Annotated in this window: 15 protein-coding genes; 8 read left to right on the top strand and 7 right to left on the bottom strand. The window is 64.7% G+C overall.

Annotation, left to right across the window (positions count from 1 at the left end; all coding sequences use genetic code 11):
• Window positions 1–48 precede the first annotated feature (48 nt).
• Both BMX78_RS11850 and BMX78_RS11855 read left to right on the top strand, forming a co-directional pair.
• Window positions 49–552, top strand: a complete 504-nt coding sequence (locus BMX78_RS11850) for a DUF456 domain-containing protein (protein ID WP_091419592.1) — start codon at window positions 49–51, stop codon at window positions 550–552.
• Between the two features lie 41 nt (window positions 553–593).
• The gene (locus BMX78_RS11855; RefSeq protein ID WP_091419593.1) at window positions 594–968 is read left to right on the top strand and encodes a nuclear transport factor 2 family protein; all 375 of its coding nucleotides are present in this window, start codon (window positions 594–596) and stop codon (window positions 966–968) included.
• Window position 969: 1 nt separating this feature from the next.
• On the opposite strand, the gene BMX78_RS11860 is transcribed toward BMX78_RS11855, so the two are convergent.
• Window positions 970–1,176, bottom strand: a complete 207-nt coding sequence (locus BMX78_RS11860) for a hypothetical protein (protein WP_091419595.1) — start codon at window positions 1,174–1,176, stop codon at window positions 970–972.
• Between the two features lie 152 nt (window positions 1,177–1,328).
• On the opposite strand from BMX78_RS11860, the gene BMX78_RS11865 reads away from it, so the two are divergent.
• A complete protein-coding gene (locus tag BMX78_RS11865) occupies window positions 1,329–2,306 on the top strand; it encodes a hypothetical protein (protein WP_091419596.1) in 978 nt (325 codons plus the stop codon).
• Window positions 2,307–2,312: 6 nt separating this feature from the next.
• Here the strand turns inward: BMX78_RS11865 and BMX78_RS11870 are convergent, their stop codons facing one another.
• Entirely contained in the window at window positions 2,313–2,960 is a 648-nt protein-coding gene (locus BMX78_RS11870; protein ID WP_091419598.1) for a LysE family translocator, read from the bottom strand.
• A 106-nt stretch (window positions 2,961–3,066) separates the two neighbouring features.
• Between BMX78_RS11870 and BMX78_RS11875 the strand changes: the two genes are divergently transcribed.
• A complete protein-coding gene (locus tag BMX78_RS11875; protein ID WP_091419600.1) occupies window positions 3,067–3,522 on the top strand; it encodes an Lrp/AsnC family transcriptional regulator in 456 nt (151 codons plus the stop codon).
• An 8-nt stretch (window positions 3,523–3,530) separates the two neighbouring features.
• Here BMX78_RS11875 and BMX78_RS11880 read toward each other — a convergent pair whose 3' ends face one another.
• From BMX78_RS11880 to BMX78_RS11890, 3 genes are all read right to left on the bottom strand, one after another.
• The gene (locus BMX78_RS11880) at window positions 3,531–4,184 is read right to left on the bottom strand and encodes a hypothetical protein (protein WP_091419601.1); all 654 of its coding nucleotides are present in this window, start codon (window positions 4,182–4,184) and stop codon (window positions 3,531–3,533) included.
• Window positions 4,181–5,668, bottom strand: coding sequence for a WXG100 family type VII secretion target (locus tag BMX78_RS11885; protein WP_091419604.1), 1,488 nt, complete (start codon window positions 5,666–5,668; stop codon window positions 4,181–4,183). Before BMX78_RS11885 ends, BMX78_RS11880 begins: the two co-directional genes overlap by 4 nt.
• 79 nt (window positions 5,669–5,747) lie before the next feature.
• Window positions 5,748–6,215 (bottom strand): Lrp/AsnC family transcriptional regulator, encoded by a 468-nt coding sequence (locus BMX78_RS11890; protein WP_091419606.1) that lies wholly within the window; start codon window positions 6,213–6,215, stop codon window positions 5,748–5,750.
• A gap of 351 nt (window positions 6,216–6,566) precedes the next feature.
• On the opposite strand from BMX78_RS11890, the gene gluQRS reads away from it, so the two are divergent.
• The 3 genes from gluQRS (at window position 6,567) to BMX78_RS11905 (ending at window position 8,429) form a co-directional block, all read left to right on the top strand.
• A complete protein-coding gene (gluQRS, locus tag BMX78_RS11895) occupies window positions 6,567–7,466 on the top strand; it encodes a tRNA glutamyl-Q(34) synthetase GluQRS (RefSeq protein WP_091419609.1) in 900 nt (299 codons plus the stop codon).
• A 67-nt stretch (window positions 7,467–7,533) separates the two neighbouring features.
• The gene (locus BMX78_RS11900) at window positions 7,534–7,749 is read left to right on the top strand and encodes a transcriptional regulator (protein ID WP_091419611.1); all 216 of its coding nucleotides are present in this window, start codon (window positions 7,534–7,536) and stop codon (window positions 7,747–7,749) included.
• Window positions 7,750–7,775: 26 nt separating this feature from the next.
• On the top strand, window positions 7,776–8,429 hold the full coding sequence (locus tag BMX78_RS11905; protein WP_091419613.1) for an HD domain-containing protein: 654 nt from the start codon (window positions 7,776–7,778) through the stop codon (window positions 8,427–8,429).
• Here BMX78_RS11905 and BMX78_RS11910 read toward each other — a convergent pair.
• Window positions 8,407–9,666: a low temperature requirement protein A gene (locus BMX78_RS11910; protein ID WP_091419616.1), complete on the bottom strand. Its 1,260-nt coding sequence runs from the start codon at window positions 9,664–9,666 to the stop codon at window positions 8,407–8,409. The two genes, BMX78_RS11905 and BMX78_RS11910, sit on opposite strands and share 23 nt — an antisense overlap.
• A 9-nt stretch (window positions 9,667–9,675) precedes the next feature.
• A complete protein-coding gene (locus tag BMX78_RS11915; protein WP_091419663.1) occupies window positions 9,676–10,992 on the bottom strand; it encodes an ATP-binding protein in 1,317 nt (438 codons plus the stop codon).
• A gap of 214 nt (window positions 10,993–11,206) precedes the next feature.
• On the opposite strand from BMX78_RS11915, the gene ggt reads away from it, so the two are divergent.
• A complete protein-coding gene (gene ggt, locus BMX78_RS11920) occupies window positions 11,207–13,066 on the top strand; it encodes a gamma-glutamyltransferase (RefSeq protein WP_091419618.1) in 1,860 nt (619 codons plus the stop codon).
• Window positions 13,067–13,261: the final 195 nt, after the last annotated feature.

Below are 13,261 nucleotides of genomic sequence, written 5' to 3' on the forward strand. Positions count from 1 at the left end.
CCTGCGCGGGAGGCGCCGCCGTCGGCATTCCTCCATAGACTGGAAGCCATGAACTCCGAAACCGTGGTGACCATCCTGTGCGGCCTGGCAATCGTCGTCGGCGTGGCGGGCACAGTCATCCCGGTGCTTCCGGGCAGCATCCTGATCGGTGGAAGCCTGCTGGCCTGGGCCATCTGGGGCGGTGCCGGCACGGCGGGCTGGGTGGTATTCGCCGTTGCCATGGTGTTCGTCGTGGCAGGCATGGCTGCCAGCGCCGTCCTCACGGGCCGGAAGCTGAAGGAACACGCCATCCCCAGCCGGAGCATCGTTGCCGCGCTGGTAGCCGGTGTGGTGGGAATGTTCATCATCCCCGTGGTGGGATTGTTCGTTGGCTTCGCAGGAGGCCTCCTGCTCAGCGAACTCCTCCGGACCCGGAATCTGGGACGCGCGGCGACCTCCAGTTGGGCCGCCCTGAAAGCCACCGGTTTGGGCATGCTCGCCGAGTTCGGCCTGGCCTGCCTGGCGGCCAGCACGTGGGTGATTGGCGTGTGGGTCGCGGCCGCCAACGGCTGAGGCGCTTGCGGCCCGGATACCCAAGGGCGTAGAACGGCAGCATGACGGAGCCTACTTCAGCACGCGAACACGTACAGGCCTGGATGGACAAGTACCAGGCGGCGTGGACCAGCAACCGGCCAGAGGACATCCGCGCCCTCTTCACCGCAGACGCAGTGTACGAAACAAGGCCCCACGATCCTCATTCCTGGAAGGGGCAGGACGGCATCGTGGACGCCTGGCTCGCCGCCCGGGATGAGCCGGACGACTGGACGTTCAGCTGGGAGCTGCTGGGCGTGGACGGTGATACCGCCTTTGTCCAGGGTGTCACCACCTATTCGGGTGACCGGCCCACGTACGACAACCTCTGGGTCATTCGGTTGGACCCGGGCGGCCGCGCCTCAGCCTTTACGGAATGGTTCATGGAGCGGGGCTGAGTCAGAGGCCCAGGCCTCCAAGCTTGTCCCCGAGACCCCCAGGAAGTTTTGCCAGCAGCTCAGCCGGGCTGATTCCCAGCCTGGACAGCAGGTCTGCATGCTGGTCGGTGTCCACCTGGTCCGGCAGTTCCGACTCCGCCTGTGAAGCTTTGTCGTTGTCTCCCTGTTTTCGGAGGAGCTCGAGGATCTGGGACTTGTCGATCTGCATGACGTTCTCCTTCGTGAAGCGGAACTGCTAAGGGTGCTTACTACCTTTCCGGAAAACCGCGGCCGGGACAAGGGGCCGGAGCCAATGAGCCTGTGTCCACAGGAGCTGGCGGAGCTGTCCGTCCTGAAGGACGTGGCGGTTAGCATGGAAAGATGACCGCCGGGGACCCTGCACCGATCTACTGGGACAGCCGCGACCTCACGCCGTTCGGCGAGCCCCAGTTGCGCACACCAGTCCACGACCTTGCCGGGGGAGTAGGCGGCCTGCTGACCGGCGTCCTCGGCGGACGCCACCCGGCATTGCTCACCGTGGACGGGGAGATTCCGCGGCTCAAGCGGATGCTGCCCAAGCCGGCCAAGGCCGTGCACGAGGCAGTCTTCACCAGCCGCGAGCCCGAACGCCTGATCACACTGGCCCGCACCTACCCCGGCTGGGCCGGACTTTGCTACCTCATGTCCGGGCTGCTCGTGTACAAGCACGGCGGCTACCTGCGTGCCTCGGAACTGCTGCAGCGCGGGCTCACCACCAGGAACGACGACGAAGCGAACCGCTACTCGTCCACGTACCTCACCAGGATCGTCACCCGGATCGAACTGGCAGAACGCGTGGAGATCCCCGTCCTGTTCAGTGAGGAGTCAGTGTTCCTGGCGCTCGCGCACTCGTTCCGCGAGACGGGCCGCACGGAGGCCGCGCTGGACGCCCTGGCCGGCCTGCCGCCGTCGCTCCCCATGGCTTTGGCGCGCTGCTCGCTGGCGCTGACCCTGGGGCGGAGCCGGACCGTGATCGACTGGACGGAAGGCCTGCTCAACGCTGACGATCTGTCCGCCGCGCTGTTGCTGGTGCGGGCGCGGGCCCTGCGGCGGGAGGGCCGGTTCGAGGCTGCCCACCAGGCGCTTGCCGAGGTTCTGCGCCGGCGCAAGACACACCTGACCCTGCGCAATGACGCCCTCACGGACCGCGCGCTGCTGGTACTTGACTCCAGCAGGCGCTCGCTCAACCCCCGCGACTGGGGGCGGCGCCGCGAAGACCCCGTGCCGCAGAAGGAGATCGCCGCGCCGGTGCCAATCCGCAAGGACGAGGAGATGCGCCGGATCTGGGAACAGGACTGGAAGAAACTCAGCGACGAGTAAAAGCCGCTACGCCGCGGCGAGGGCCGGCAGCAGCTGCTCGCCGAGCAGCACCGCGCCCAGCAGCACCATGATCACGCCGCTGGCGAGGGTCACCAGGCGGGCGGCTCCCGGGCGGCTTTGCAGCAGGGTACGGGAGAGCAGGGCGACGGCGGTGTACACAAGCCCCGCCAGCAGCACAAACGTCATCCCGAGCAGGCCCGACTGCACCGGCACGGGAAGGGACGCGTCGGCGCTCACGAACTGGGGGACCAGCGCCACGTAGAAGAGCAGGCCCTTGGGGTTGATCCCGCTGGTTCCCATACCCTGGAGGAACGTCCGGAGCGGGCTGGTGCCGTCACTGCCTGTACGCCCGGCGCCGGCCGTAAAGCTGGCCCCGCGCCAGGAGCGGAGCGTGCTGATACCGAGCCACACCAGGTAGGCCGCGCCGGCCAGCGTGATCCAGCCCAGAACCCCGGGCAGCCCCGTGAGCAGGGCGGCCAGCCCCGCCACCAGAAGGACTGTGTGCAGGACATAGCCGCCGCAGAGCCCCGCCACTGCCGGGACAAAACTCCGCTGCCTGAGCCCGGCCGCAATGGAGTATGCCCAGTCCACGCCTGGGGTGCACGCCAGGGCGGCGGCCACCAGCACAAAGGCCAAAAACAGCTCGTGGTTCATTCTTTCTCCTGCCACACTTGTGCGTCAGGACAAACCCTAGATAGTTTCGGCGCAGAAGTGCTCTCCTTTTTCGCTGCGGAGCAGGCCTGTGCGGTAAGGTTCTTGCGTGATTGACCATATTGACAGAAATATCTTGCGCCACCTCAAGGACGACGGCCGGATGACTGCCACGGCACTCGCCGCGAAGGTGGGTTTGACCGTGGCCCCGTGCCACCGGCGGCTGCGCGACCTGGAGCAATCGGGCGTGATCCGCGGCTACCGGGCGGACATAGATCCCTCCGCCGTGGGGCTGGGCTTCGAGGCAATCGTGTTTGTCACCCTGCGCCAGGTGGACCGGGCCATCATGGAGGTCTTCGAAAACCGGGTGGCGGAGAATCCGAACGTGGTGGAGGCGCAGCGGCTCTTCGGCTCACCGGACTACCTGCTGAAGGTCATCGCGGAAGACCTGCCCGCCTACCAGCGCTTCTACGACGCCGAGCTCACGTCGCTGCCCGGCGTGGAACGGCTGACGTCCACCCTGGTGATGAAGAACCTGAAGTCCAACGCCGGCCCGCCGGTGTAGGGCGTTTCCTAGCTGACCGGCCTGACGTGGACGATGATCACCTGGGTGTCCTTGCCGCCGTCGTACCGCAGGTCGTAGTTGACATCGAGCCCTGTTGACCTGCCGGAGGTGATGGAGAAGTCGCTTTTGGAGCCCGGGTCCGCCTGGGTGCTGCTGATCCAGTCCTCGGCCGAGTCCGCAGAAATGCCGTACCGGTCAACGCCGTCCCGAATGAGCTCGAAGTACTCTTCGGGCGTATCCGCCGTGAGGAAGTATGTGACTTCGCTGAAATCGCTGCGCTTGTCCGTGGTGTTGAAGCGGATGCGGTCCGTCTCGCCGCTGATCTCTCCGGTTGGTGCGGTGATGGTCAAGCTGATTTTGCCCGAGTCCCGGGTGTTGATTTCGGGCCCGTAGCTGTCCTGCGTCACGCGGACGGCTTCCTTGCTGAGCCGTCCCGACGTCATGTCCAGCTTCGCCGTCTTGGAATCGCGGATCGCCGCCACGCCGGCCGCGTCCAGCGTGGAGTATTCGGAGGTGTTCACGGTGCTCCCTTGAGTGGTTGGTTCGGTGGCCGGGCTGCTGTTCTGGCATCCAGCCAAAGCGCAGCCTGCGGCAAGGGTAAGCAGGACGACGGCGGCCTGCCGCCTGAGGCGGGTGGCAGCGCTGTCCGGGAATGGGGTCACTGGTGCACCTCTGCGTCGAAGCCGTCCAGGAAGCGGTCCATGATGCCGGGGATGTTGTTGGTGGGCCGGTACTGTTCCACCCTGCCATCAAAATCCGAGGCGATAATTTGCTGTGCGCGGCCAGGATCGGTGGCCAGCAGGTCCTGGTAAGCCGGCAGGGTGTCCTGCTGAATGAGTGCCCAGCGCTGGTCCGCATCGGAGATATTGCCGGCGGGGAAGCCCGTGGTGAAATCGGTACGGAACTGCGCGGGGTTGTCCCAGTTGGTGAAGGGCACGTTTTCCGGCCCCGGACTTTCCACGCTGAAGGTGAAGGGGAATACCTCCGCATAGCTCTTCGCGCCGGGAATCGAGGGCTCGCCGGCCAGTGTCACCATGTAGGTCACCGCCTCGCCGCCGGGGTGGTTGCGCATGGCGTCGTAGTCGTCGGCGATGATCTCGTTCTGCTCCCGGTAAAGCAGGGCTGTGTTGCCTTCCCGGACAAGCTCCGGGTCGCCCGAATCGATCTTTGCCCACTCTTCGGCGGTACCGGGATCTATGGCGCCGGAGTCACGCAACCTGTTGATCTCGTCCAGGCCCCCGTCCATGTACGCCTGGTGCTGGCGGGCCTGGTCCAGGAAAATCTCCTTGTTCATGTCCACCATGCTGGTTTCGTAGAAGCGGATTTCCTGGTCCGTCATCCCTGCAAGCTGTTCGATCTGGTCCAGGACGGGGAGTGGGATGTCCGACGCAGGGTTGTCAGCGATCTGCTGGGCGAGGTCCCGGAGCATGGCCATATCCCTGAAGCCGCCGGCGAAGGATGGCCCAATCATGTTCGCCATGCCGGCCCACTGCAGGTCCGGGTTGGCAAGGTAGGCCTGGCCGTAGAAGTCGTAGACCTTCTTGATGGTTTCCCAGTTGTATTCGGTGCCCTTTGACGTGTCCCAGTCCTGCAGGTCAATGCCCATGTCCAGCATGGCCTGCTGGTTCCAGTAGGAAGAGAGGAAGTCCCTGTATGCCTTGGAGTTCGTGGTGATCAGGCCCGAATCTGCCGCAGCGTCCATGGCAGCTTTGGCGGCGTCCGGGTTTGCCAGGGCCCACTGTTTGAATTCGTCGCTCTGGAGGTATTGACGGCGCTCCTCCGGCGTCATGGCGTTCAAGGTGTCCGTCAGGTCCTGGGCTGTACCGGTGCCGCCGCCAGTGCCGCCGCCTGTGCCGCCGGAACTGCCGGAGCCGCCGCTGGTGCTGGCCTTTTCCTGCTCGTCGGCGTTGGCGAGCAGCGCTTTCGATGCCGATTCCAGCCCTGCCGTTGCGGACCGGAGCAGCTTCTGGTGGGCCGAGGTCCATTCGCTGCGGAAGCGGTCGCCGTCCTGCCCTCTCCACGCCGTGGAGGTGATGCTGCTGCCGAGTTGCTGGCTTAGGGCGTCCAGCCTGTTGGCGCCGCCGGCAAGGTCCTTGGCCAGCTGCCGGAGCTGCGCCACGTCAGCGCCGTGAAAATTCCCCGCCATATTTCCCCCCGTTTGGACTCCCGTGCCAGCTTAACCGCCGCCCGCTCAAGTGGCGATGGGGAGAGCTCCCCGCCCGTGTCTAGTCCGCCAGCAGGCCGGTAGTCCGGTAGGGGATGACTTCGCGGAGGAACATGCTGGTGGAAGTCCGGACGATGCCGGGGCACAGCCTGATTTCCTCGGAAACCCGGTAAAGGTCATCCGGGCTGGTGGCCACCACGCGGATCAGCAGGTCGGTGTCGCCTGCCGGCGCATGGCATTCGAGGACTTCGGGAATCTTCCGTAGGGCAGCGATGGCCTCGTTGAGGTGGCTCTGGTCCAGCTCCGCGCTGACCGCGGCTGCCACGCCTCTTCCCAGGGCTGCCGGAAGCACCCTGCTGCTGTTGGGCCGCAGGGCTCCCGAGGCCGTCATCCGCTCCAGCCGGCTCTGGACAGTGCCCCGGGCCAGGCCTAGTCGCTGTGCCAGCACCATGATGGGAACGCGGGGGTCTTCGTCCAGGGCATTGAGGATCCGCTTGTCCGTAGCATCCAGTTCCTGCAATCTGATCATTTCCTGTCGGTGGGAACCTCGAGGGTTGGTCAGACTGATCAATCGAAGTTCTGGTGGTTGCCCCAACTGTAGGGTGTCTGCTCAAATTGTGGCAACAAGGGCAAAAGCTACCGCTGATTCCCGCAGGCTACAGGTTCTCCGGTACACCACCCGGCAACTGCACACCGCTTCCCGCAAGGAGGCCGCCGCTGATTGACGCTTGTTCACACCATGGTCATTGAAGCAACCACGGCAAGAGCCCCTGAGTTACCGACGCCGGTTTACCCGATGTCATCGGTAGCTGAGGGGCTCTTGTGTTTGTCCGCGCACGCAGGGAGCCGGCCCCGCCTGCCGCCCGCATAGGGTGGATCCATGACCTCTGCCGGCCGTTTTGCGCCCAGCCCCTCCGGTGAACTCCACGTAGGAAATCTTCGGACCGCCATCCTCGCATGGCTGTTTGCGCGCTCATCCGGCCGGACCTTCCTGCTCCGCGTGGAGGACCTGGACCGGGCACGGTCCGGTGCGGAAGCGGAGCAGTTGCGGGACCTGGCGGCCATCGGCGTGACGTGGGACGGCGATGTGGTGCGCCAGACTGCCCGGGGGGCCCTTTACACTGCGGCAATTTCCCGGCTCCAGGCCGCGGGCCTCACCTACGAATGCTTTTGCACGCGGCGCGAAATCCAGGAGGCACCTTCTGCGCCGCATGCCCCGCAGGGTGCCTACCCTGGGACCTGCCGGAACCTGGACCCGGCCGAGCTGGAGTTCAAGCGCTCCACCCGGCCCGCTGCCGTGCGGCTCCGGGCCGGTGTTGCGGAGTATCGCGTTCACGATGTGCTCCATGGGGCTTACGCGGGGGTGGTGGATGACTTTGTGCTCCGCCGGAACGACGGCGTCTATGCCTACAACCTGGCGGTGGTGGTGGATGACGCCGAGCAGGGCATTGACCAGGTGGTCCGCGGCGATGACTTGCTCCCGTCCACCCCCAGGCAGGCCTACCTCGCCTCGCTCCTGAATATTCCTGTACCGGAATATGCCCATGTTCCGCTCGTGGTGAATTCCGACGGCGTCCGGTTGGCTAAGCGGGATGGTGCGGTCACGCTGCGTGACCTTGCCCTGGCGGACATCCCCTCCGATGCGGTGCGGGACCGGCTCCTGGCGTCACTGGGGCTTCCGGCCGGGAGGCTGGAGCATGCGCTGGACGCCTTCGACCCGACTGCCCTTCCCCGGGAGCCCTGGGTGTGGACAGGCATGGGTTCTCCGGGTTCCACCTGATGGGAGCCTCAGCCCGCCACGTCAACTTTGGTTGACGCGGGCGGTAACGTCAACTAATGTTGACGGCATGGAGGTGGGGCGGATGAAAACGCTGGTGGGATCAATGGACGGCATGGGGCCTGCGGAGGCACTGCACGCTGTCGCGGAATTGCAGAAGGAAGTCAGCCGCACTGAGTCCGCGCTCGTCCGCGGCGCACGGCAGGCGGGACTGTCCTGGGAGGCCATAGCGCTGTGCCTGGGTGTCAGCAAACAGGCGGTGCACCGGAAGTACGGCAAACAGTAGCCACCTGACCCGCCTAGGCTTGGGACATGTCAGAAGAGCAAATGCCGGACCAGAGTCCTGCGCCCAGATTCACCGTTGAGACTGCCAAGGTACTGGCCGAGGTGGCCCACAACCGGCAGAAGGACAAACTGAAGCGCCCGTACAAGGACCACGTCCTTGCAGTAGGTGACGCGCTCGCCGACTTCGACGACGACATACGGATTGCCGGGTACCTGCACGACATCGCCGAGGACACGCCGATAACACGGCAGGCACTGCTGGACATGGGTGTGTCCGAGCGGGCCGTGGAAATTATCGAACGCGTCACCAACCGGCTGCACGAGAACCCGGACGACTACCAGTCCGGAATCCGCGAGATTGCCCAGGACCACGACGCAGCCCTGGTCAAGATCGCGGACAACGCCCACAACTCACTGCCGGAACGGGTCAGGGCACTGGCGGAGAAGTGGCCGGACAAGCCCCCCGTCACCAAATACCGCGATGCCCGGCCGGTGCTTTACGCGGCAGTCGAGGTGGAAGAGGTTCGAAAAATCCTCGCCCGGGTGAATCCCTGGCTGCTGGAAGAGTTGGACGACCGGCTGGATGAGGAAGACACCACCGACTACGAGAACCTGACCTACGAGGGAACGGACGCCGATGGTGCGGCCGGGCCTGACGCTAGGACTGCTGAGGAGCGGTAGTTTCCGCTTCCAGCTTCTCGAGGGCATGGTGGAGCCGCTCCGATCCGCGGCGCTCATCGATAACAATGGAAGCGCCAAGTGCCAGCACAATCACCAGCAGGCACACCGGGACGGAGATGCCCGCCGCGGCCAGGCCCACTGAAGCGCCCAGCGCCAGCAGCACCCCTACTGCGACGGTGATGACAGTGCGGTCCGGACCAAGCATGACGCTGTACAGCCACGTCAGTGAGGCCTTGAACAGTGCCACCGGAACCGCAATGGCGGCCACCGCCGCTGCTGCGCTGATGTGCGCCTCGTGGTCGATGTAATAGGCGGCCACATGCAGTCCGGCGCCGGTAGCAGCGATCGCGGCGAAGATCGGAATATGGCCGTAGCCGAAGAGGAAGGACCGGTACCGGCGCAGGTGGAGTGCGCGGCCGGCAGGCAGCAGGAAGTAGATCCACCACATGCCGAAGGCCAGCGCCGTCCCGCCGAAGCCCACGAGCGCTGCATCCACGCTCCAGCCGTGGCTGGCCACGATGGCCCGCAGCGTTTCGATGGCACCGATGAGGCACTCGCCCAGAGCGATGATCGCCAGGAGTCCGTACCGCTCGGCGATGTGATGGGCGTGCCACGGGGTCCGCGCCTTGCGCTCTGCCGCATACGGGGTGGCCATCTCCAGCACAATCAAGGGGACGATCATGAAGAGAGTAGTCGGAACGTCGGCCTCGATGAAGAGCACCGCGATCCAGCCGAGCTGGACCACCACGAGGTACTTGGCGTAGCGCAGGCACGTGTCGCGGCCAGCCGGGTCCTGCCGTGCTGCCCGCAGCCACTGGGCCACGAGCGCCAGCCGCATGATCACGTAGCCGCCCACAATGACCGCGTTGTCTACGTGCTTGCCCTCCACCAATGAGCGGAACATCGGCTCAATCCCCATGGCGAGGATCAGGACACCCACGATCTGGATCATGGTGACCACCCTGAAGATCCAGTCGTCGGTGTCGTAGGCGCTGGCGAACCAGGTGAAGTTGATCCATGCCCAGATCACGGCGAACATCGCAAAGGAGAAACCCAGCAGGCCCGGGATGAAGTGCGCTTCCGCAATTTCGTGGGCAAACTGGCTGCCGGCCACACCAAACGCGATCACAAAGGTCAGGTCGAAAAAGAGCTCAAGCGGTGTGGCAGCCCGGTGTTTCTCGTGCGGGTCGCGTCCGCCCATGCGCGCCATGGCGTGCCGGAGGGGATTGGAGGACATAAGTCAAAGCTACACGCGGCCCAGCGCGTCGATGTCCTCGAGGAAGTCCTGATGGACTTCGGCGCTGACGGTGGTCCGGGTTTCGGCGATCGCATCAAGGTAATCCTGGGTGGAGGGCCCCTTCCGCACCGCCTCCCGGACGGACACCGTCCCGCCGGAAGCCAGCCCGCCGTCGTCGTACACTGCTTTTTCCAGCGCGCGCTGGGAAGCACTCCTAGCGGCATACTCAATGTCCGCAGGGGAGAATCCCTCGGTGCGTTCCACGAGCAGCTCCACGTCTACGGCGTCCACCACGGGTGCCGGGATGAAGCGCTGCCACATCGCTTCACGGGCCTGCCGGTCCGGCAGCCCGATGGGGATGACGTAGTCGAACCGGCCGTGGCGCAGGAAGGCGGTGTCCAGGGCGCGGATGAAGTTGGTGGCGCAGACCAGCAGGCGGCCGGGCTGTTCGCGGAAGGCCGGGATGATCTTGAGCAGTTCGTTGGTGACGCCCTGCAGCGGCGAGGGCGGTTCACCGGAGCGCTGGGACGCGATCTCCTCCACCTCGTCGATGAACACCACAGCGTGCTCCAGCTCGGCAATTTCCAGGAACGTTTCGCGCAGCGCTCCCGCCAGGCCCTGCGGATCTGCCGCGAGCCGGGAGGGGAAGACCTCGACGAAGGGCCATTCCAGGCGGGAGGCGATGGCTTTGGCGAAGGTGGTCTTCCCGGTGCCGGGCGGGCCGAAGAGGACCACGGCGCGCGGCGGAACCACGCCGAATTCGTCGGCGAGGTCGGCCTCGGCAAGGGGCAGGACCAGGCGCCGTTCGAGCAGTTCCTTTTCTTTGCGCATGCCCGCCACGTTTTCCCACAGGTCGCGGGCCAGGACGCGTCCCCCGAGCTGGCCGAGCGCGCCGAGTTCCTGGCGCTGGACGGGGATGGTGCGTTCGAAGTAGCGCAGGTTTTTCTTGAGTGCGAAGCCGCGGCCCAGGAATGCCTCCACCCGGGTCTCGGATTCGGGCATCAGTGCCGAGAGTTTGTTCAGCCCATGCGGGGCCATCCGGTTTTCGACGGCGGCCAGCAGTGAGGTGCCGATGCCGCGGCCACGGTATTCAGGCAGGGTAGCGAGGAAGACGATCCAGCCCTGGTCGTGTGCGGCGCGTCCGACGGCGGCACCCACCACCTGGTCGCCCTGCACGGCCACCACGGCGTGGTCCTTTACGCAGGATGCCAGGACCTCGGAGAGGGCGTAGACCGGCTCCACGTTGTGGGACTTGAGGGTTTCCCAGAGATGCAGGATCCCGTCCAGGTCTGATGAGTGGAAGTCCCTGATCCGCCAGTTGGTCATGCCGTCTCCCGGTCTGTTCGTCGTTGAACGCACGTGCCGCGCGCCGCGGTGATTGAGCTGCACAGGAAGCATATGCGATCCATCCCCGCAGGGACGTTGCCGGCCGGTTGCATGACGCTTTTGGGGTACCTGGTTGGGTAGCTCATTCCGTTGAGGGACACCTGCCCGAAGAGTAGCGTGACTGACATCACTCAAAACCCGTTCAGGAGCCATCATGCCAATTCTGGGACGCCGGTTAGCCGCAATAACGGCTGCGCTGGCAATGAGCGTAACCACCGGAGCGTTAGTAAGTCCTGCTTCTGCCCACTCCGGGTCCAGCGATGACAACACCAAGAAAATGCCTACTGCCACAGGCTACGGGGGCGCCGTCAGCACTGTTGACGTGGACGCCTCTGCCGCGGCCATCGAAGTCCTCCGCAAAGGCGGCAACGCCGTCGACGCCGCCGTCGCTGCGGCTGCAACTCTCGGAGTGACGGAGCCCTACTCTGCCGGTATCGGCGGGGGCGGCTACTTTGTCTACTACGACGCGAAGAGCAAGAAAGTCCACACCATCGACGGTCGGGAGACTGCACCGGCGGCTATGCCAACGGATGCGTTCATCAAACCCGGAACCGCTGAAGCATTCGCTTTCAAGAAGCAGGCCACCAGCGGCATTTCGGTGGGGGTTCCCGGTACTGCCGCTACCTGGGAGCGGGCATTGAAGCGCTGGGGGAGCCTAAGCCTTGCCGACGTTCTGGATCCTGCCATTGACGTGGCAACGGATGGGTTTGTTGTGGACGAGACGTTCCGCCAGCAGACCCTCGAAAACAAGGATCGTTTTCTTCCGTTCGAAGCAACCAGAGAACTGTTCCTGCCGGGCGCGGACAACGATGCGCCAGCCGTGGGATCGACCTTCAAGAACAAGGATCTGGCTCAGACGTATAGGCTCCTGGCCAAGGAAGGGATGGATGCCTTCTACGAAGACGAGTTGGCCGACGAGATCGCCAAAACGGTGCGGAATGCTCCATCTTCTCTGGATCCTATGGTTCCGGTTCCTGGCCCTGCAGGTGTTATGACAACTGAGGATCTGGACGACTACAAGGTCTTGGACCAGAAGCCGACGCATGTGGACTACCGCGGCTACGACGTTTACGGAATGGCTCCCTCCAGCAGCGGCGGCACGACAGTCGGCGAGGCGCTCAACATCCTGGAGACGTTCGGCCTGCCTGCGCTGAAAGATGACAAGGCCAAGGTACTCCACCACTACCTTGAGGCGTCGGCACTCGCCTTCGCCGACCGGGCAAAGTACCTGGGTGATCCTGCCTTTGTCGACGTTCCAGTGAAACAACTGCTGGACCCGGTGTTCGGCAAGGAACGCGCCTGCGAGATCGATCCGCTGCATGCGGCGGAGAAGCCCGTACCGGCAGGTGACGTGGCCGACTACAACGGCGCCTGCGATGTTGAGCCCGCTGCGCTGTCGGACGAAAAGGACAGCGAAAACATCAACACCACCAACCTCACTGTGTCCGACAAGTGGGGCAACGTGGTGGAGTACACGCTCACCATCGAGCAGACCGGCGGGTCCGGGATTGTGGTCCCGGGCCGTGGATTCATCCTGAATAACGAGCTCACGGACTTCTCGCCGGTGTACAGCGAAACCGACCCCAACCGGATCCAACCGGGGAAGCGTCCGCGGTCTTCGATGTCACCCACCATCGTGCTCAAGGATGACGAGCCATTCCTGGCGCTGGGGTCTCCGGGCGGTTCGACGATCATCACCACTGTGCTGCAGACACTCATCAACCGGATCGACCTCGGCATGAGTATTGAGAAGGCTCTGGCAGCCCCGCGTGCTTCACAGCGCAACACCGCCAACGTAACGGCGGAGCAGGCGTTTATAGATGCCGAGTATGGCCAAGAACTTGCATCTAAGTACGGCCACAAGTTTGCCGCGGCAGGTGACCCGGGTACATCGGCGGCCGAAATAGGCGCGGCCACAGCCATCGAGTTCCTCGATGACAACAAGGTCAGGGCGGTAGCCGAACCCGTCCGGCGTGGCGGCGGCTCGGCGATGGTGGTGAAACCATCACACTAAACGGGAGCTGAACAACAACTAACGACGGCGGCACCCCAGGCTCTTGGATTCGAGAACCTGGGGTGCCGCCGTCGTGCGCTGTAGGTACTACTTCTTGAACGTCTCGGCGGGTGGGTTGGCGATGACGGGGGAGAGGCCGGTGTGGCCTTCGCGGGTTTCGGCGATTTCGTGGATGCGTTTGCGGCAGGCGTACCA

The organism is Arthrobacter sp. OV608 (assembly GCA_900110595.1).
GTDB lineage: Bacteria > Actinomycetota > Actinomycetes > Actinomycetales > Micrococcaceae > Arthrobacter.